The sequence below is a fragment of the Enterococcus sp. AMC1086 genome (genome assembly GCF_058216575.1).
In genome coordinates this window covers 611251-632174 of record NZ_CM177100.1, presented here as the reverse complement: position 1 = coordinate 632174, position 20924 = coordinate 611251, and the positions used below count along the sequence as shown (strand labels likewise).

Annotated in this window: 16 protein-coding genes; 7 read left to right on the top strand and 9 right to left on the bottom strand. The window is 35.4% G+C overall.

The window, feature by feature from the left end; translation table 11 throughout:
- The first annotated feature begins 16 nt into the window (after window positions 1-16).
- The 3 genes from AC4BC4_RS03030 (at window position 17) to AC4BC4_RS03020 (ending at window position 3594) form a co-directional block, all read left to right on the top strand.
- Window positions 17-436, top strand: a complete 420-nt coding sequence (locus tag AC4BC4_RS03030; RefSeq protein ID WP_438757263.1) for a hypothetical protein — start codon at window positions 17-19, stop codon at window positions 434-436.
- Between the two features lie 241 nt (window positions 437-677).
- On the top strand, window positions 678-2009 hold the full coding sequence (locus AC4BC4_RS03025) for a PTS sugar transporter subunit IIC (protein ID WP_438757264.1): 1332 nt from the start codon (window positions 678-680) through the stop codon (window positions 2007-2009).
- Between the two features lie 154 nt (window positions 2010-2163).
- A complete protein-coding gene (locus AC4BC4_RS03020) occupies window positions 2164-3594 on the top strand; it encodes a 6-phospho-beta-glucosidase (RefSeq protein WP_490476734.1) in 1431 nt (476 codons plus the stop codon).
- Window positions 3595-3997: 403 nt separating this feature from the next.
- Here the strand turns inward: AC4BC4_RS03020 and AC4BC4_RS03015 are convergent, their stop codons facing one another.
- From AC4BC4_RS03015 to AC4BC4_RS02995, 5 genes are all read right to left on the bottom strand, one after another.
- Complete coding sequence (locus tag AC4BC4_RS03015; protein ID WP_438755885.1) at window positions 3998-5245, bottom strand: IS256 family transposase; 1248 nt, start codon at window positions 5243-5245, stop codon at window positions 3998-4000.
- A 224-nt stretch (window positions 5246-5469) separates the two neighbouring features.
- On the bottom strand, window positions 5470-5946 hold the full coding sequence (locus AC4BC4_RS03010; RefSeq protein ID WP_438757266.1) for a threonine/serine exporter family protein: 477 nt from the start codon (window positions 5944-5946) through the stop codon (window positions 5470-5472).
- A 17-nt stretch (window positions 5947-5963) separates the two neighbouring features.
- Window positions 5964-6716 (bottom strand): threonine/serine exporter family protein, encoded by a 753-nt coding sequence (locus tag AC4BC4_RS03005; protein WP_438757267.1) that lies wholly within the window; start codon window positions 6714-6716, stop codon window positions 5964-5966.
- 215 nt (window positions 6717-6931) lie between these two features.
- On the bottom strand, window positions 6932-12022 hold the full coding sequence (locus AC4BC4_RS03000; protein ID WP_490476733.1) for a Cna B-type domain-containing protein: 5091 nt from the start codon (window positions 12020-12022) through the stop codon (window positions 6932-6934).
- 630 nt (window positions 12023-12652) lie between these two features.
- Entirely contained in the window at window positions 12653-13540 is an 888-nt protein-coding gene (locus tag AC4BC4_RS02995; protein WP_438757269.1) for an SDR family oxidoreductase, read from the bottom strand.
- A 386-nt stretch (window positions 13541-13926) separates the two neighbouring features.
- On the opposite strand from AC4BC4_RS02995, the gene AC4BC4_RS02990 reads away from it, so the two are divergent.
- From AC4BC4_RS02990 to AC4BC4_RS02975, 4 genes are all read left to right on the top strand, one after another.
- Entirely contained in the window at window positions 13927-14526 is a 600-nt protein-coding gene (locus AC4BC4_RS02990) for a LemA family protein (protein ID WP_438757270.1), read from the top strand.
- Window positions 14527-14532: 6 nt separating this feature from the next.
- Window positions 14533-15348 (top strand): TPM domain-containing protein, encoded by an 816-nt coding sequence (locus AC4BC4_RS02985; protein ID WP_490476732.1) that lies wholly within the window; start codon window positions 14533-14535, stop codon window positions 15346-15348.
- Between the two features lie 235 nt (window positions 15349-15583).
- Window positions 15584-16852, top strand: a complete 1269-nt coding sequence (celB, locus tag AC4BC4_RS02980) for a PTS cellobiose transporter subunit IIC (protein ID WP_438757272.1) — start codon at window positions 15584-15586, stop codon at window positions 16850-16852.
- A 130-nt stretch (window positions 16853-16982) separates the two neighbouring features.
- Window positions 16983-17705, top strand: a complete 723-nt coding sequence (locus AC4BC4_RS02975; protein WP_490476731.1) for a GntR family transcriptional regulator — start codon at window positions 16983-16985, stop codon at window positions 17703-17705.
- Window positions 17706-17791: 86 nt separating this feature from the next.
- Here AC4BC4_RS02975 and AC4BC4_RS02970 read toward each other — a convergent pair whose 3' ends face one another.
- From AC4BC4_RS02970 to AC4BC4_RS02955, 4 genes are all read right to left on the bottom strand, one after another.
- A complete protein-coding gene (locus AC4BC4_RS02970) occupies window positions 17792-19192 on the bottom strand; it encodes a glycoside hydrolase family 1 protein (RefSeq protein WP_438757274.1) in 1401 nt (466 codons plus the stop codon).
- 203 nt (window positions 19193-19395) lie between these two features.
- Window positions 19396-19848, bottom strand: a complete 453-nt coding sequence (locus AC4BC4_RS02965; RefSeq protein ID WP_490476730.1) for a hypothetical protein — start codon at window positions 19846-19848, stop codon at window positions 19396-19398.
- A gap of 32 nt (window positions 19849-19880) precedes the next feature.
- Window positions 19881-20315, bottom strand: coding sequence for a hypothetical protein (locus tag AC4BC4_RS02960; protein WP_490476729.1), 435 nt, complete (start codon window positions 20313-20315; stop codon window positions 19881-19883).
- Between the two features lie 31 nt (window positions 20316-20346).
- Window positions 20347-20907, bottom strand: a complete 561-nt coding sequence (locus tag AC4BC4_RS02955; RefSeq protein WP_490476728.1) for a TlpA family protein disulfide reductase — start codon at window positions 20905-20907, stop codon at window positions 20347-20349.
- Between the last annotated feature and the right edge of the window lie 17 nt (window positions 20908-20924).

The window sequence follows — 20924 nt, the reverse complement described above, 5'->3', positions numbered from 1 at the left end:
AGGAGTGTGAGGTTTCATGTCTTTTAGTATCGAATTTTTAGAAAACGAAGTAATTACTGGAAAACTATACAAATTTGCTATTCCTAAAACACCTGAAGATTTTGCTGAAGTGAATAATCAAAAATTAGAACTTTTGCCTAATGATAAAAAAAATATTCGCGCAATCATCATCAATGATCCTGATGAGCGGAATGGTACTTACAGATATCTTGTTGAAGATCGTGAAGGAAGTCGCACCTTTACAGTAGACGCTGGTGATTATACTATTTTCATAGGAGCTTGGGAGACGTTGGCGGATATCGATCAGTTTATCGCTGCAAGTTACGGTGAGCTTTATCAATCCAAGGACTATAGTATCTGCGGAACAACCATTATTCAACTACTCGATTTTGAGCATAAAAAAATTACATTAAAAATACCCGCTATTCGTAAATAAACATACGCCCTAAAAATAAATTGTTTTTTAATTTATTTTTAGAGCGTATATTTGATTGATTTGTTTTTTTACTCGGTACATGTTTCTGAGTGTACCAAAACCATTTTAAAACGTTTACATCTGCTTTATAGTAAATATGTAAACGTATTCAATTTATTCAAATAAAAACGGCCGCTTTATTGAAATACGACGCTACGCAATTATTTTCTATTACTTTAGTTAAACAAAGGAGAGGTTTAGAATGAATGAATGGATCAATGAAAAAGTTCTACCACCCGTTTTAAAATTCGTTAATACTAAAGCAATTACAGCTTTAAGAAATGGTATGTTATATACTATGCCATTTACAATTGTCGGATCGATTTTCTTATTATTAGCCAACCTACCAATCGAATCAGTTGCTAAATGGATCACCGATAGTGGTTTAGTTATCTATTTTAATCAGGCTTACGGTGCATCTTTTGCCATCATGTCAGTCTTTGCCGTTATTGGGATCGCCTACTCATATGTAAAGACAGAAGGCTTTGAAGGGTTACCTGCTGGAATGATTTCTCTTGTTGTCTTTATTTTATTCATGTCGCCTGAAGTCACAGATGTAGACAGCGGGATCACGATTGGCAACATCATCAACAAAGACTGGACAGCGGGCAAAGGAATGATCACAGCGATTATCGTTGGATTGATCGTCGGTTGGGTTTACAGCTGGTTTTTACGTCATGATATTCGGATCAAATTACCTGAAGCAGTTCCTGAAAACGTAGCAAACTCATTTACTGCCTTGATTCCAGCTGCGGCTTTGATCACTGGCGCAATGTTTGTTTATATTTTCTTTGATAAAGTCTTTAAAACAACATTCTTTGACTTCATTTACGACGTCTTACAATCTCCACTTCAAGGTGTGACTGATTCTTTAGGCGGTGCATTAGTACTTGGTTTCTTAGTTCCTTTATTCTGGTTCTTCGGCGTTCACGGTTCAACGATCGTCGGTGGGATCATGGGACCGATTTTACAAGCGAACTCTTTAGAAAATACAGACATTATCAATTCTGGTAAACAGCTAACCGTAGCAAACGGCGGTCACATCGTTACGCAGCAATTCTTAGATCAATTTTTAACCGTAACAGGGGCTGGTATGACGCTTGGATTAGTAGTTTATATGGTGTTCTTTGCAAGATCAGCACAATTCAAGCAATTGGGTCGTCTATCAATTGGACCTGCAGTGTTCAATATCAATGAACCAATTACCTTTGCTACTCCGATCGTAATGAACCCGATCATGGCGATTCCATTTATCTTGACGCCTGTTGTCTCTTCGGTCATTACTTACTTTGCTTTATATACTGGCTTAGTTCCTTTATTTACAGCGGTTCAAGTACCTTGGACAACACCTCCGATCATCTCTGGATTATTAGTTGGCGGTTGGCAAGCAGCGTTACTCCAAGTATTTGTTTTAACATTAGGATTCTTTATTTACCTTCCTTTCGCTAGAAAAATGGATGCCATCAACTATGCACAAGAAACAAATCAACCTGTTACAGAAGAAGTATTAGAAAAAATCGAAGCTGAGGCTTAAAAATTCGTTTTAAAATGACTTAAACATCCCTACACAGCTGATCCGTTCAAATAATTCCTCCTAGCTGTGATGGGATAGTTAAGCATTTAGTTGTATTTAACCAAAGAATTCTCTATTCCCAAAAAAATAGTAACTGTTGTAAGGAGAAGATTATATGTCAATTTTAAGAGAAAATTTCCTATGGGGCGGCGCTGTGGCGGCTCATCAATTAGAAGGCGGTTGGGATCAAGGTGGTAAAGGAGTTAGCGTTGCTGACGTTATGACTGTAGGTGCCCATGGTGTTCCTAGAAGGATCACGGATGGTGTGTTACCAGGTGAAAATTACCCGAATCACGAAGCCATCGATTTTTATCATCATTATAAAGAAGATGTAAAATTGTTTGCTGATCTTGGCTTAAATTGTTTCCGGACCTCCATTGCCTGGACTCGAATTTTCCCGAATGGCGATGAAGCAGAACCAAATGAAGAAGGATTACAGTTTTATGATGATTTGTTCGATGAATGTTTAAAATATGGGATCGAACCCGTAATCACTTTATCTCATTTTGAAATGCCTTACCATCTAGTCACTGAATATGGCGGCTGGCGCAATCGTAAAATGATCGATTTCTTTGCGAAATTTGCCCGTGTTTGTTTTGAACGTTATAAAGATAAGGTCACTTATTGGATGACCTTCAATGAAATCAATAATCAAGCGAATTACGCAGAAGACTTTGCCCCATTTACCAACTCTGGTATCAAGTACCAAGAAGGGGAAGATCGTGAGAAGATCATGTATCAAGCGGCTCACTATGAATTAGTTGCCAGTGCCCAAGCGGTTAAAATCGGACATGAAATCAATCCTGCTTTTCAAATTGGTTGTATGATTGCGATGTGTCCAATTTATCCGTATTCTTGTGATCCTAAAGATATGATGATGTCTGTCAGTGCGATGCAAAAACGGTATTGGTTTACCGATGTCCATGTTCGCGGTCATTATCCAAGTTTTATGGAAAACTATTTGGCTCGTAAAGGGTTTGATTTAGATATTACGGAACAGGATTTGACTGATTTAACGCATGGTTGTGTGGATTATATCGGTTTTAGTTACTATATGTCGTTTGCCATAAAAGATCATGACAAAGGGCCTGCTTTTGATTATGATGAGTCAAAAGATTTAGTCAAGAATCCGTATGTAGACGCTTCGGACTGGGGTTGGCAAATCGATCCGTTGGGCTTGCGTTATGCGATGAACTGGTTTAATGAGCGTTATGAATTGCCGTTGTTTATTGTGGAAAATGGCTTTGGTGCGATCGATGAACTTGAACCAGACGGTACGATCAATGACCAATATCGGATCGATTATTTGAAAGCCCATATTGACATGATGAAAGAAGCGGTTGAGTTTGATGGGATTCCGTTGATCGGGTATACACCTTGGGGCTTTATTGATTTGGTTTCTGCGGGGACTGGTGAGATGAAGAAACGGTATGGTTTTATCTATGTGGATAAGGATAATGAAGGACAAGGGTCGTTGGAACGGTCTAAGAAGAAGTCATTTGATTGGTACCAGCAAGTGATTAAGAGTAATGGTGAAGAATTGTAAGAGGTTTTGATATTAAGAAAGGTAAACTAAATTGTGTTTCTACAATTTAGTTTACCTTTTCTTTTAATTACGGGTATGATCGTTTTTTGTTCATCTATCTAGTTGGGATTCAAAGTAAATTTAAAGTATAAGCATGTAGACATAGATAAATCACAGGAATCAAAAACAATCACTTATCAAGATATTTTAGATCATTAATGGTTACTACTGAAAAAAGTTTGAGTAAGATAGTGAAGTAAAAACAGCTAAATAATTGGGTTTGTCAACTAAAGTGTGTAACTGACAAATTTAAGAACGAAAAAGAACATTAAACCATTCCTAAATAACCTTCGGTTAAAAGGGTATAAGAAAAAAACCTTACCAAAAAAGGAAAATTTGATGTTCTTTTTTGATGCAACAGTGACTAGGAAATATATAAGCTATAAGTGTTGATGCGCTCAGAAAACTGTTCATTCGCCATTAATTGATTTAAGACCATTGGCCAATTGGGAATAAAACCAGCTTTCCATTTCTTTTCTAATTCTTTTACTCGTAGATAAAGAAGCTTTAAAAGGGCGGTTTCATTTGGAAATGCGCCTTTTTTAGTTACTTTTCTAAAGCTAGAATGAATACTTTCAATGGCATTTGTTGTGTACATAATTTTACGCACTGCGCTACCATAATCATAAAGTTGTTCCACATGAGAAAAATTACGTTTCCAAACCTCTACAGCACCTGAGTAGTGTGACCACCGTTTTTGAAAGGCATCAAAAGCACTCTGACAAGCTTTTAACGAAGGAGCACCATAAAACTTTTTCATTTCCCGAGAAAATTCCTTGTAGTCTTTATAAGGAACATACCGAAGCGCATTACGCACTAAATGGACGATACAGCGTTGAACGATCACCTTTGGAAAAATAGATTTTGCTCCATCTTCAAGACCAGAAACACCATCCATAGACATAAAGAAAATGTCCTGTACACCGCGAGATTTCAATTCATCAAAAATCTGCATCCAGCGGTTTTTACTCTCGGTTTCATTCAACCACAACCCTAAAATATCTTTTTTTCCTTTTAAATCATAGCCAAGAATTGTATAAACAGCGTATTCTTTGACTTCATAATTTTCTCTTAACGTCACATACATACAATCCACAAAAACAAAGGCATAACACTTCGCCAAAGGGCGATTTTGCCATTCCTCCAGTTCTGGAAGAACAGAATCGGTGATTGTAGAAATCATTTCGTGAGAAATGGAGAACCCATAAATATCATCAATGGTATGAGCGATGTCTCTTTGAGACATGCCTCTGGCATACATGGACAAAACCTTTGATTCGATAGCTGAAACATCCCGTTCACGTTTCTTAATAAGTTCTGGTTCAAACGTGGCTTCTCTGTCTCTAGGTACATCAATAGGGACTTCTCCAAAGCTTGTTTTTACTTTCTTAGAGCCGAATCCATTTCTTCGATTGTTCGTTTCTTTCTCCTGTTTTGAGTGAATATCGTAGCCTAAATGATGGGTCATTTCGCCTTGAAGCATTTGTTCAAATAAGGGACCAAAAATATCTTTTAGCGCTTCTTGCATGTCATCGACATTTTCAGGATTGTAGTTTTCTAGAATAGTTTTCGCTAGTTCGACGGTTTTAGAATCTCTTTTCTGTCTTGCCATATTCTCGCATCCTTTCATTTTTATTTTATCTGAATTTTCTTTACACGAAGAGAAAAACTGTATAAGTAACTTATCTAGAATTAGCTACTTACACAGTTTATTTTACACTCTCAAATAATTTCTAGATAATCAAGTGAGTCAATAATCAGAAATAACTCTCATCATTGGTTTGACTAATCTGCGTTACTAGATTCTATGCTTTTGCACCACTATTTTTTACAGCGTTATTCACTGGAAAGACCACCACGTTTCTTTTTCTGCGCTCGATAGCCCCCAAAAAAGACTGCGGGTAGTTCATAGCCTACACTGATTCCCAATGAAATAGCAATCGCAACTTTTACAACATAAATCATTGATTTACTCAAATTGGATGTATTGGATACGAAAAATTCATACGTGAAATTGTATAAGCCCACACCTGGAACTAAGCAAAAAATACCACAAATCAAAAAGACAGTGACCGGTGCTTTTTTACTATATGCAGCTTCTCTAGATAAACAAATCAGGATTAAAGATGAAACAAACGTAGCGAGTATATTCTGTCCTGTATATGTATCAATTATATAGTAGATAATCCAACCTGTGGCTCCAATCGTTCCACACGTTAGATAGTACTTCTTAGGTACGTCAAATAGAATTGCAAATGATAACGTTCCTAAAAAACTAAAAAATAATTCCAATAGTATTTTAGATATAATCAATGCCCACTCCTCCTTACCTAACTAAATAATTTTAAAGCAATTCCAACACCAATCGAAACACATAATGCAGTGATGAGAGAGTTCAATATTTGACTCCATCCAGAACTATAATTCCCATCGAAAAGATAGCGTATCCCGTTAGAAATAGCGACACCAGGTAAAAGAGAGATAATACCACCTGAGATTAAGCTCACTAAATTTAAATGAGGAAAAACTTTCACCACTAAACATGCCGTCAAACTAACAAGAAAGCTACTGGTCACATTTTTTAGGATATGAGAAAATTTTATTTTATCTAGCACAAAAAGAGTATAAGCTCCCATAACAGCCCCTAAAAGTAACGCACTCAATGCATCTAGTAGCGTTCCACCCAATATATAACAAAAACCAGCACTGCCTATAATATAAGCAAAAAATTTCTGTACTGTAGAGGAAAAACGCTCGACTTTAATTTCTTCCAATTGTTGTTTTGCATCATAAGGTGTAATAATTTTTTCTGAAAGATTTCTAGATAAAGTATTCAGACGATCAATTTTCCCTAAAGAAATAGGCGATATAGGAACATAACTCACTCGAGCATTATCGGGTTTATTTAAAGTAGAACAGGTCAAAAAAATTCTATCAATAGACACAAATCCATTAAAACCCTCTAACTCTAGTGAATTGGCAAGATGATCGATAGTGGATTCGATGCGTGAAACTTCTGTTCCATTTTCAAGCATTGCTTTTCCTATATCAAAAATCAATTCAAATTTTTCTTTTTCATCCATAACTAAAAACACCTTCCTTGATAATAGATAAAGCGAAAATCAACTGAATCAATATTATAAAATGAATTTTACGCTAATTTACCAAAATTGAACAGAGCTAGCTTATTTTTTACCCATTACTACTTATTATTCTTAGATAAAATAGAGCTTGGGACTTACGTCCCAAGCGCATTTAAAATAAGCTAATTACACAGTTTTTCTACCTTTAAAACCTTCTAACTATTTTTACATAGTGTAAACCAACCAGCAAAGGTTAGCATCATAATGATTAAAATCACCCCAAGTATATTAGAAAATTGAGTTGTTTTACTCCCAGTACGAGGAAGTGTTCTCCCCTTCACAGTCCCACCAACCAAAGGTGTTCCATGCCTTGATGGTCCATTATCTGAAGGTGTTTCTGGTATCTTATCTTTTGGCGTATACGTGTTGGTAATATCAAATCCTTCGATTTTTGATGTATAATTCGGCACATCATTTTCGTTCACAGTATAGACAATTTCTTTTCCGTTTTCATATTTTGGTAAATCAGAAAATTCATACTGCCAATTGTCATTTTTTGTAACCTCTTTCGACGCAATCTTTTCACCATTCGCCATTAAATTTACAGTAATAGAATCTGGTCTCTCATTGTACTTATTCTGATCATCTACCCAATATTTGTTTCCAGAAATTTTTATTGTTTCGGGAACATGTATATTAGAAATGATGATTTCCTCTTTATTCGTATCATCAATTTCTACGTGATAGTTTTCTGGGACATCTATCTCTACAACAGTATATTGAATGTCCTTCCCATAAGCTCTTGCAACTAATCCTTCCCATTTATGGATCCAATTATTTTGTTCACTCAGCGAAACTGGCTCACCAATAGGCAGGCCATCAGCTTGAAGTTGAACCAAGATTTTTTCTGGTCTTATACCATCTTGGTTGTTACCATCTATCCATTTTTTCACAACCGATATATCCGTCTCACCAGGTGTATATTTATTTACAATGTCCGTTCCATTTACTTCTGGCGTATAATCTTGAACAGCATCTTCACGGACCGTATAGCTAATTTCTCGTCCTTTATTATTTTTAGGTAGGTTTGTAAAGCTATATGCCCAATTGTCCTCTTTTGTCACAGTTTTTTTAGCGACTTCATGTCCATCACCATATAAACGGACCACAATTTGGTCTGGTCTTTGTCCCTCTTCATCGTCATTATCATCCCAGGTTTTTGTTCCATGAATCTCTGTTTCTTCTGGTACATGCGTATTTACGATCGTAAATGATTGATCATCTTTTTTCTCTATTGAAGATTCATACGCTGAGTCTATTGTAATTTCCTCTATAGAATAGTCAATCACTTTTCCAGATTTTCGTTCGTCCAAGTCTTTCCATGTGTATTTCCAATGATTTCCATCATTTAATTCAACTGGTTCACCAACTTTTTCACCATCTGCTAAAAGTTGAACATAAATTGATTGTGGTCTTAAACCATCCTGATCCTCATTATCTCGCCACTCTTTTGTAACGTCAATGAAGGTTTTTCGAACGTGATGCGTATTGACTATGTTTAACTCATTGTCATTTTTTGGCTCTTCTGCAGAAAATTGGTAATCAGGAACTGCTTCTTCTTTTATTGTATAAACAATGTCTTTCCCTTTTTCTTTTTTAGGCAAGTTTGTAAATTCATATGACCAATCGCCGTTTTTATCTGGCTTAACAGTTTTTGTCGCTACAGGCTCTAGTCTGCCATTTGCTATCAGGTGTACTTTAATTTCTGCTGGACGCATCCCATCTTGGTCGTCTTTGTCTTCCCAAATTTTATTCCCTCGGATTTCCGTTTCTTCTGGTTTATAGTTATTGGTCAAGACAATTTGATACTCATTTTCCTTAGTTACTTCAACCTTGTATTTTCCAGTATCGCTGACTTCTTCAACCGTGTAGTTAATTCTTTGTCCATTTTCACGTTTTTCTAGCCCTTCCCATGTGTGACTCCACTCGTTCTTTTCATTTAAAGTGACTGGATCACCTATGGATTTTCCATTTTCCTTTAATTGTACTTGAATTTCTTCAGGACGAATCCCATCTTGATTGTCTTTATCGTTCCATTTCTTTTGTACGCTGACGTTGGCAGGCACTGGATTATATTTATTTGTCATATCAAACCCTGAATAAGACACTTCATAATCCTCAACGTCTTGCTCTTTCACTTCATAATGAATCAATTTTCCTTGGTTATTTTTGGGTAGATTAGTAAAAGAATATGACCAATTTTTTAGTGCATTCGTCTCTTGCTTATCAACAAGTTTACCATCCCCATATAATTCTACTACAATTTTGTTCGGTCGATTTCCCTTTTCATCTTGATTATCATCCCAAATTTTCTGCCCTCTAACTTCTGTTACTTCCGGCGTATAATGATTTGTCAAAACAACTTCGTAATCGCCAGCTTTTGTCATCTCTACAGTGTATTTCCCAAGATCACTTACTTCTTCTACCGTATAATTAATTTTTTGTTCATTCTCACGTTTTTCTAACCCTTCCCAAGTATGACTCCATTCGTTCTTCTCATTTAAAGTGACTGGATCACCTATGGATTTTCCATTTCCCTTCAGCTGTACTTGAATCGTCTGAGGACGAATGCCATCTTGGTTGTTTTTATCATCCCATGTTTTTTGCACATTAACCGCAACAAGGTCTGGACGATACGTATTCGTCATATCAAAACCTGAATAAGATACCTCATAATCCTCTACCTTTTGCTCTTTGACTTCGTAATGAATTAAATTTCCTTGGTCATTTTTAGGCAGATTGGTAAAGGCATATGACCAATTTTTCGATGCATTCGTTTCTTGTTTATCAACAAGCTTTCCATCTCCGTATAATTCTACTACAATTTTAGACGGTCGATTTCCCTTTTCATCTTGATTATCATCCCACGTTTTCTGCCCTCTAACTTCTATTACTTCCGGCGTATAATGATTTGTTAAAACCGCTTCATAATTGCCATCTTTTGTCATTTCTACAGTATATTTTCCAAGATTACTTACTTCTTCTACCGTATAATTAATCTCTTTTCCATTTTCTCTCTTTTCTAATTTTTCCCAGGTGTAGCTCCAATCGTTCTCTTCACTTAAAGTGACTGGATTACCGATAGATTTTCCATTTCCCTTTAGCTGTACTTGGATCGTTTGAGGACGAATACCATCTTGATTATCTTTATCATCCCATGTTTTTTTGACAGAAAATTCTGTCAATTCAGGAGTATAATTGTTTGTAATATCGTAACCATTATATTCTGGTTGATAATCGGTTACTGCTTGTTCTTTAACAGTATATTCGATGGCTTTTCCATTTTCATTTTTCGCTAAATTCGTAAATTCGTAAGACCAATTTTTTTGAGCAGTTGTGTTTTGTGAATCAACTAATTGATTATTTGCATATAGTTCAACAACAATCTCGTTGGGACGATTCCCTTGTTTGTCGTTATTATCATTCCACGTCTTTTTTCCTTTTATATCTATTACTTCTGGTGTATGTTTATTTGTAATAACAACTGAGTTAGTACCATTCCCATTTATTTCTACTTCATAGCCAGGAACTTTTGAAATTTCCCTGACCTCGTATCGAATAATGGTTTCGTTCTCTTTTTCGTTAAGCTCATTCCATGTATAGCGCCAATTATTTTGTTCATCTAGCGTCACAGGATTCCCTACTGGTTGATTGTTCCCGTATAATTGAACCTCGATATTTTTAGGACGAATGCCATCTTGGTTTTTTCCATCATCCCACTTTTTTTCAACAGAAATATTAATTTTAGAATTCTCTTGAAAGTTTTTCACTTCGCCAAGATCTTTGATATTTTGTGAACCACCTAAATCTTTAGTTTCAATTTTAAATTCTAATTTAGGATTTTCAGGATCTTGATATCCTTCTGGAGACTTCGTTTCCTCAAAATAATAGTCGCCTGTTGTTAACTTGTTCGCAGTAACTAATCCGTTTGCATCAGATGTTATATTAGCTTTTTTCAATGTAAATAATCCGTCAAGCCCTTTTTTATACAGATCAAATGTAGCTCCCTGAAGCTTTTCACCTGTATCACCATCTACTTTTTTAAAAGAAACATCCGAAACTTTCCCATTAATCTCACCTTCTGCTACGTTCCAATCAACCGATTCACTTAAGGTCCATTTCTCACCTTCAGAACCATCTTTGTAATAAATTTTTACAGTTGCATCATTGTGTAATTTGGTGTTTTCGGTTATTAACTCCAATGGTTCAGTATCGTAATCGATAGCTACTTCATCCAATACCGAATCATTCTTTTTCGCATAAGCAAGTTCTTGTTGAATATAAGGCCATATATTGTAGCTAAATGAATTGTAATACGTGTTTGTAGGATCCATCCTTAATTCAACAGTGTTTTCTTTGATTGTTTCATAATCAAAATCAATGGTTTTGAAGAAGGCCTTTTCCCATCCCCAATCATCATCTGACCAGTTCTCTTGATACATCGTCATCGAGACAATCTGCTGATCCTTCGGTGAATCTTCTATTACGACACGATCAACCTGGTCAACATTATTTTCACCTATAGCATCCATTAACTTTCCTAAGCCAATATTAACTTCCCACTCAACAACTCTTTGAGGTAAATCGTATTTACCGGTCTGAGGATTATATTTAATTGTATCCATAACTTTTCCTGATTTAGTCAATTTTTGAGAATCCCCAGAACCAATACCTCCTCCTCCTCCAGGCGAATTATACTCTGGAACGTTAACAGTAATATCACCTCCTGGTAAAGGCAACTTAATTGTCTCATCCCCTTTAACATATGTCTGATTTAATTTGTAAGACATCTTAAATGAACCTGATACAGATGAATGGGTTTCTACATAATCGGTTGTAAATTTCATATTAATGTAATATCCTTCTGAATCATTTCCCAGTACACTTGCCAAAGCAACTTCTTCTCCATCCATGTCAAATAATGGAAAATTAAACTGATTCACAATTTTAAATTCTTTAGGAATTGAGAACGTTAACACATCATTTTCATAAAATGTATTATCTGGAACTTCCCAATCATAGGTTAAATAGTAAACTTCTTCAATTTTCATCGTGTCGCCATCATAAATCGGTGTACCATCTTGCTTCGTTAGTTTTGATTGAGTAATATACTGATCTCCATCATATCTTTCTGCGCCCATCGCCTCTATAAAAGGCAAAAAATTTGTTAAGGTAGATGTAAAAAGAATAATTGTTAATGCTAAATTACAAAAGTACCTCATTTTTTTTCTTACTAAAATCGTCATTCTCATTCCTCCAAAAATTTTTTAAAAAATAATTTTATCATGCGAACAACTATATATCTTTTAAATATCCGTCTAATTAATAGACAAAAAATAAAAAAACAATAGTATTTTAAGATAAAATATTTTTTCGATATATTTAAAATCCTAAGCATTTCTATTTTTCTTTATTTATACAAAAAATCTAATTTTTAAAGCGATTTACGAGAAAATAAATCATTAGAAACGAGCTCGCTTATCCATAACTCTTCATTCTAATCTTGAAATAAAAAAATATAATATAACAAATATATTCCAAACATTCATAAACACCCCCTTTCGAAGTAAACGCTTCCAAAATTTGAAATGACATCAAAACAAAAGAGCTGTAAGCGTTATTTTACTACTCGCTTTACAGCTTTTTTATTACATCTATCTAAATACTAGTTCTACTCTGTTGATTTTTGTTTTCTTGGGTTTACCTATCTTTTTACAGTAAGGAGCTTTTAGACAGCAACTTTTCTAATAATCAGCTGCTTCATCCAACTTCTTTTAGACCAAAAAATCGCAATTAGCATCACTTATCCTCTAGATAACGTCCTCTAAGCAAAGACGGCCTTATTTATTTCGTTTTCTTAGCTAATGACGATTCATTTAAGCAAAGAAACTGCCTCCCGTGATCGAATAAACTTGCCCAGTAACATAACTAGCCTCGTTAGATGCTAAAAATACATAAACAGCGGCTAATTCGGCCGGTTGTCCAGCTCGTCCAATCGATTCTTGTTGCCCAAATTCCGGTATTTTATCGGCTGGTTGTCCGCCGCAAATTTGTAACGCCGTCCAAATTGGACCTGGAGCAACAGTATTCACACGAATACCTGAAGGCGCTAATTGTGCTGATAATCCTTTACTGAATGATGTAATTGCGCCCTTTGTCGCTGCATAATCTAATAAATTTGCACTTGGCTCTGCACTTTGAATAGACGTCGTTGTAACAATACTACCACCTTTTGGTAAGTAGTCTAATGCTTCTTGTACTGCCCAGTACATTGATATAATATTTGTCGTATAAGTATCTACAATTTGTTGCGTAGATAACTCTTTAATATTCTCCACGGCTTGCTGCATTCCCGCATTTAGAACTAAAATATCTAAGCCGCCTAATGCTTTAGCCGCGTCATGAATAAGTTTTCGTGTAAATGGTTCCTCTTTTAAATCTCCGGGTAATAAAACCGCTTTACGCCCTTCTGCTTCAATCAACGCCTTAACTTCTTTCGCATCGGCTTCTTCAAAAGGCAAGTAATTAATTGCCACATCCGCTCCTTCTCTAGCATAAGCAATCGCTGCTGCACGACCGATCCCTGAATCACCGCCTGTGATCAAAGCTTTGCGCCCTTCAAGTTTTCCGGATCCTTTATAGGAAGATTCTCCACAATCGGGTACTGGTGTCATTTTTTGTTGCAGTGCTGGTGCTTCTTGCGATTGTTTTTCAAACTTACCGTTGTGAAACTTTGTCAACGGATTTTCAACTTTTTCTGTCATATTGATTCCTCCCTTGTAGTTACTATCAATAAAAAATGACTCATCATTTTATTCCCTTACCCTAATACAAAATATAAACCGTGACAAATCATCTGTTTGGTGAGGAGAAAAAGAAAATCAGTTTCTTTGGATTATTTATCAAAACACTCTATAATTAATCACGATAAATCGATTTAATCATAAAAAATAGGTCTTAAGATGGATGCTAAAATATTACAGAAGGATTACAATAACATTACATCAGGTTGAATGAGCTAGCTTCATACGCTTGTCTCTCGGAAAAAATAAAATTTGCGTACAACAAAAAGCAGCATAAATTTATTCCTACATTTTTTGTTGAGATCAAACAAGCTCGTTCAGCTTTTAAATTTTAGGAGGAAAAGATTATGAAAAACAGTAAAACTAAAATTGGCTTGATCGCTTTGATCGTCGTTGTTTTAATCGGCGTTTTTGGAATCAGCCAATACAATGGATTGGCAAAAAAAGAGCAATCTGTTGAATCGCAATGGAGTCAAGTTGAAAATGTGATGCAACGTAGAGCAGATCTCGTGCCTAACCTAGTCAACAGTGTCAAAGGTAGCATGCAACAAGAACAAAAAGTCTTTGGTGATATCGCTAAAGCCCGTGAAGCATATGGTTCGGCTAACAATGATTCAGATAAAATCAAAGCCAGCCAAGAATTAGATCAATCTGTAGGTACATTAATCAATGTCATCAATGAAAATTACCCAGAATTAAAATCAAATGACAATGTCCAAACTTTAATGACTCAATTAGAAGGAACGGAGAATCGGATTTCAGTTGAACGCAAACGTTACAATGAAGTTGTAAAAGAATACAATGAACAAGTCGTTTCATTCCCTAAAAATATCTTTGCAAATATGATGGGTCTAGGTAAGAAGGATTACTTTAAAGCTGATCCAACAGCCAGCACTGTTCCTTCTGTGAATTTTGATAATTCTACTAGTACCTCTAGTGGGAAGTGATGAACGATGAAATTTTTTAGACGAGGTTTATTACCTAGCTTATTATTTTTCCTTGTCACCTTTTTTATAAGTTTTCAAGCACCAGCATTTGCTGAATCATTGCCTAACTCACCTGATCGCTTCTATCTAGATCAACCAGGAATCCTTGATGAAACAACTAAAAATTTAGTTGATCGAAAAGGAGAGAGTTATAAACAAAAATCAGAAGCACCTCAAGTTGTTTTAGCTGTGATCGATTCAACTAACGGTGACAGTATCGATAGTTATGCGCCTGACCTTTTTCAGAAATGGAAAATCGGAAATCCAAAAGAAGATAATGGGGTTTTGATACTTTATGCAGTAAACGGTGGCGAACGAAATGTTCGAATTGAAGTCGGTTATGGTCTAGAAGATGTCATCACTGATAGCGTTGCTGGAAATATTCTACAACACGCCAAGGATGAGTTGAAATCAACTAATGACGCTTCTATCAACAAAGGTTTGCAATATACATTTAACGCAGTAACTACCCTGATCGACAAACATTATGACTACCCTGCTGATAAAAATACCTTGTCAGATGACGAAATAGATCAAGTTGCATCAGAGGATAGTTCTGATGGAGAAGGATTTTTTAGTATATTTTTCCTCCTTTTGATTCTCATACCTTTTCTACTTTCTAGAGGAGGGCGTGGTGGTCGCGGAGGACGTGGAAGTGGTCCTTGGTATTGGGGCGGCGGAGGTTTTGGCGGTGGCTCTTCAAGCGGAGGCGGCAGCTTCGGCGGTGGTGGTGGCTTCTCAGGAGGCGGAGGTTCTTCCGGAGGTGGCGGCGCCAGTATTTAGACTTTTAAATACGCCTATTTTATTTAAATAAATCAAAAAAAGTTGCTTCTGCTCCTACTATTTATTCGGATCTTTTAAGGCTAGGATATGACTCGTAGAGTTATGTCTTAGCCTATTTTTTTATTCCATTCCAATTATACACGATCATTAAAAACAAAAGTATAGACATTTAATAAATATAATGGTATATTGTTTTTGTAATCGATTACAAATAGACTATAAAGGACTGATTAGTATGAATGGTTTTATGGATTCTCTTGGGGAAAAGATCATGCCGCTTGCAAATAAACTTGGACAAAATCGATATCTCTCTGTTCTGAGAGATGCATTTATGTTGTCTTTTCCATTAACAATGTTCGGATCGATCATTGTTGTTATCAATAACTTGCCTTTTTTCAGCGATGCGACAAAAGGAACATTATCCTCATTATTTGGTAACGGTCAAAATGCTACAATGAGCATCATGGCCGTCTTCGTTACGTTTGGTATTGGCTATTATTTGTCTAAATCATATGATGTTGAAGGGATTTTCGGCGGCGCTGTTTCATTTGCTAGTTTTCTCCTATTAACTCCTTTTATGATGACCCTTGAAGATGGTACAGAAGTATCTGGCGTATTATCTTTAGATCGTTTAGGTGCTAAAGGTATGTTCATTGGTATGATCGCAGCCTTTCTTGCTGGTGAAATTTATTGTAGAGTAACCAAAAAAGGCTGGCAAATCAAAATGCCAGATGGTGTACCGCCTGCAGTTGCTAAATCATTTGCAGCATTGATTCCTGCTATTTTAACGTTATCTGTTTTCCTATTTATCAACGCGATTGTAACCGGTTTATTTAACACCAACCTTCATGATGTTATTTATGAATTGATTCAAAAACCACTAGTTGGTTTAGGTAGTAGTTTACCAGCCACGTTGATTGCTCTATTCTTTGTTCAGTTTCTATGGTTCTTCGGATTACATGGTCAAATTATCGTTAATTCCGTGATGGATCCTATTTGGAATACATTAATGTTAGAGAATCTGGATGCGTATAAAGCTGGGGAAAAATTACCACATATTATTACAAAACCATTTATGGAAACTTTTACTGTCGGACTAGGCGGTTCTGGTATGACCTTAGCGGTTATTTTGATCATGGCGTTCATCATGAAGAAAAAACAATACCGTGATATTGGCCGTTTAAGTTTAGCACCAGGAATTTTTAACGTAAATGAACCCGTGATTTTTGGTTTGCCGATCGTTTTAAATGCGACCATCCTAATTCCGTGGGTAGTCGCGCCACTGATCGTTACGGTGCTTAATTATCTTGTAATGGCCGCAGGTATTGTGCCACCTCCAACTGGTGTATCAGTTCCTTGGACTGTTCCAATTTTCTTTAGCGGCATGTTGGCTACAAATTCCATCTTAGGTGGTATATTACAACTTGTGGATCTATTGATTGTTGGTCTACTTTGGTATCCATTCCTGCGTCTATTAGATAAAGAAAAAGAAAGTGCGATTTAATTGCACTTTCTTTTTCTAATAAACATCGAGAGCAAAAGTACCTCCTTTGGAACTTATGTTTTTGTCTCAAACTCTTAATTGTCTATACATTCATAATCAGTTACAATACAGGAGAGGAGGTTGTAACGATATGAAGCCAAAATATGAAGAAATCGCAGATACATTGCGTGAACGAATAAAAAATAATGTATACAAAACAGATACCTTGATCCCTAACCAAACGGATTTAGTAAAAGAATTTAATGTGAGCCGAATGACCGTAAAAAAAGCAATCGGTATTTTAGTCATGGAAGGTCTTTTATACTCTCAGCGTGGTTCTGGCACTAAAGTATTGAATCGTTCTTTTTGGGATAAAGATACTTCGCCTGCCAATGAATATGATGGTCTTAGCAAACAAATGCATGATCGTCATAAAAAATTGAAAAGCCAAGTCATTTTATTTGAAGTCGAATTCCCTTCAAATGAAGTTCAAGAACGTCTAGCTATTTCTGAAGAACAGCCTGTCTATAAGATCATCCGACTTAGAATTCTTGAAGATGAACCTTTCATTTTAGAACATACTTATATGCCTTGTGATTTAGTGCCTGGTCTAACAACGGATATCTTGAAAAACTCTATTTATACGTATATTAAAGAACAGTTATCTCTCGATTTTGCAGGGGCTTACCGAAATATTCAAGCGGATAAATCCGATGAATATGATCAGCACTATTTAAAATGCAAAAAAGAGGATCCTGTTCTTGAAGTACAGCAAGTTGTTTATTCAAAAAATGGACGACCCATTGAATTTTCTTGTAGTAGAAATCGTTATGATCAAAGAAGTTATTCGATTTTAAATGTTGATTATGCATAGATCGAAAAAAGAAAAAAATGAGATTAGGAATCCAAATAAACGGTTGGAACAGAAGCAATTCCTTCTGTCCCAACCGTATTCTTCATTTATTGATCTGTTAATCTATTTGTTTGAGCCACCGTTTTGAACCAATGACCAGATTTCTTGATCGTCTTGATTTGTGTGTGGATATTTGTAGAGATAAACCCATAGCGGTTCTTATACGCATTTGCCCATGACCAACAATCGATTGGCGTCCACAAATGGTAGCCAAAACAATTAGACCCTTCTTCCATTCCTTGATGAATCCATTGTAAATGTTCTCGAATAAAATCAATACGGTAGTCGTCTTCAACAACACCCGCCTCATTCATAAATCGTTCCTCACCAGAAATTCCCATACCATTTTCAGAGACAAACCACGGAATATTATTGTAGTTATCACGAATGTTGATCGCAATATCATATAATGCTTTCGGATAAATTTCCCAGCCTCGATCGATATTCATTCGACGTCCAGGCATATTATACTCATCAAAATAACGATTTGGTAACCATGCACCTACACTGTTTGGTGCAACATCTGGGGCTTTTACACGATTTGGATGATAGAAATTAACACCTAAAACATCAATCGTATTCTCTTTAATCAAAGCCAATTCTTCTGATGTACTTTCCCAAAGAACGCCATCTTTGATAAATAAATCAACTAACTCTTGTGGAAATTCCCCGTGAACAGCTGTATCTAAAAACATACGATTATTAAAAAGTTCCGCAATGTTTGCTGCTGCTAAATCTTCTGGATTATCAGAAGCTGGATATGTTGGTGTTAAATTTAATATGATCCCGATTCTTCCACCTTCGTTTTGCAGTCCTAATTTTCTATACGCTTGGATCGCTTTTGCAGAAGCTAAATTTAAATTATACGCCACTTGCACTGCTTTTTTACCATCTACGATTTTCGGATAATGGAATTGGTGTAAATATTCACCTTCAACAACAACGATAGGTTCATTGTGTGTAAACCAGTCTTTCACCCTATCACCAAATAATTCAAAACATTTTTCAGCAAATTTCACATACAAATCAACCACATGTTTTGATTCCCAGCCGCCATATTTATGATATAGCTCCACTGGCAAGTCAAAGTGGTGTAAATTCATAACAGGACGAATCCCAGCTGCAATGAATTCATCAATCACTGCATTATAAAAACGAGCTCCCTCTTCATCTATGGTGCCTGTTTCAAAATCATCTATCAAACGCGTCCATTGAATCGATGTTCGAACACTATTCAATCCAATTTCTTTCATCATCGCAATATCTTCTTTAAAACTATTATAAAAATTTGACGTCACATCTGGGCCTACTTGATCATAAAAATCGGTTGGTTCGATCTCATACCAATGATCAAACATATTCGCATGTTTTTTATTAAAACGTCCTTCACTTTGTGGACCTGATGTAGCAGCTCCCCACCAAAAGTCTTCTTTAAATGTTCTTTCCATGACTATTCCTACTTTCATCAACTGGTTTTCCAACCATCTTATTCACTATTATTATAAAGGTAAAAATTATAAATGTCTATACTTATACTTTTAAAGTATGCAAAAAAAAGAGTAAAGATACTCTCTACTCTAAACTCGTATTTTGAATAACGCGATTGATGACACAGAATTTTTGTTCGCTCTACTATTTAATACCAATAATGTTAATTAATAGGTTGAATTTTCATCAATATCCACTTATTATCATTCTTTTTATATTCCGCTCGCACTTTTTGAGGATATTCTTTTCCATTTGGCGTTTTTATAACAAAACGAGTGTTCGCTACTATTTCCTCTTTTTTATTTGTCATTGTTTCTGTTTTAACGTTTAATAGAGTATTTACTGGTAAACTGGGATCTCGATTTAATTCAGGTAAAGGTGGGCACATTTGATCCATCAATTGTGCATCCATTCGTGTTTTTAAAGAGGCTCTTTTTTCATTATTCGTAATTTCAGGAGAAAAGTTATAAATATCATAGACTAAAGTTTCATTATAGGCTTTAAATTCTTTTTCTGCTTTTTTTTGATTTTTTTTGACAATTATTGCAATTGACCCAATTAATAAACAAACGATTACGACTGTCGCTATTGAAATAAGTACTGTTTTTTTCTTCATTCACTAACTCCTTAATTTTCATCAACCTATCGTTAAATATAATTGTAATGGCTCATTAACCATTTTCCTTCTTTTTTTGTGTATATTTGTCGCATTGTTAATTCATTTTTAGTAGTAGACAGTCCCAATTTAAATGAAACAAGTATTGTAATCTTTGAATCTTCAAAAGAATAATTCGTTGTTTTCATATCCGTTACTCGTAACTGTTTTTCCTTTTTTTGATTATCAACTTGAATAATCGGACAAACTTGACTCAAAACAGAAGGTGTCATTTTTTTAGAAAGATACTCTTTTCGTGAAAGATACTCATTATATGTTTGATAACTTGTAAATTCATGGACTAGTTGTTCATTCGCTTTTAAAAAGGACTTCTGAAAAATAATAGACTGAATAAAAAAGAACAATACAATTCCCCAAATGATAACATTACCAATAAGTAATACTTTGGTCTTTCCAATCTTTCTCACCAATTCTACCTCCTTTTAAACAACAAATATTTTACAGGATTTCTTTCAGGTATTGATTAAATGATGTTTCAGTCAATCCACCATAGACTTTTTGAACAATCCTTCCTTCAGCGTCAATAAATATCGTCGTCGGTAAAGCTGTTAATCCATACTTTACCATGCTATCACTAGTTTCATCAAAATAGATAGGCATTGTCAGATTTTCTTCTGTCATGAATTGCTGCGCTTTTTCTTTTGTTTCTCTATATCCATCTGTTTGGTTGACTAAAATAAACTGTACATCTGCCCCCTGATTCACCGTTTCTTGAAAAATAGGCATTTCTTCCCTACATGGAGGACACCAGCTTGCCCAAAAATTTAAAACGATTGGTTTTCCTTTGAAATCAGATAATTTTTTCACTTGTTGTTCAGAATCTTTAAAACTTATATTAAAGGCTTCCTCTGTAATCTTAGCAGTTGGTGTCTCAACATTCTCTATAGGTAAATCCGGAATGGCTTGTTCTTTATCACTTAGATATTGATAGGCAAAAAAACTTCCTATCATAACAAAAATCAAAAGTAATAGTAATGATATCGTCTTTCTATTTTTCATGTTCTTCTCCTTCGTTT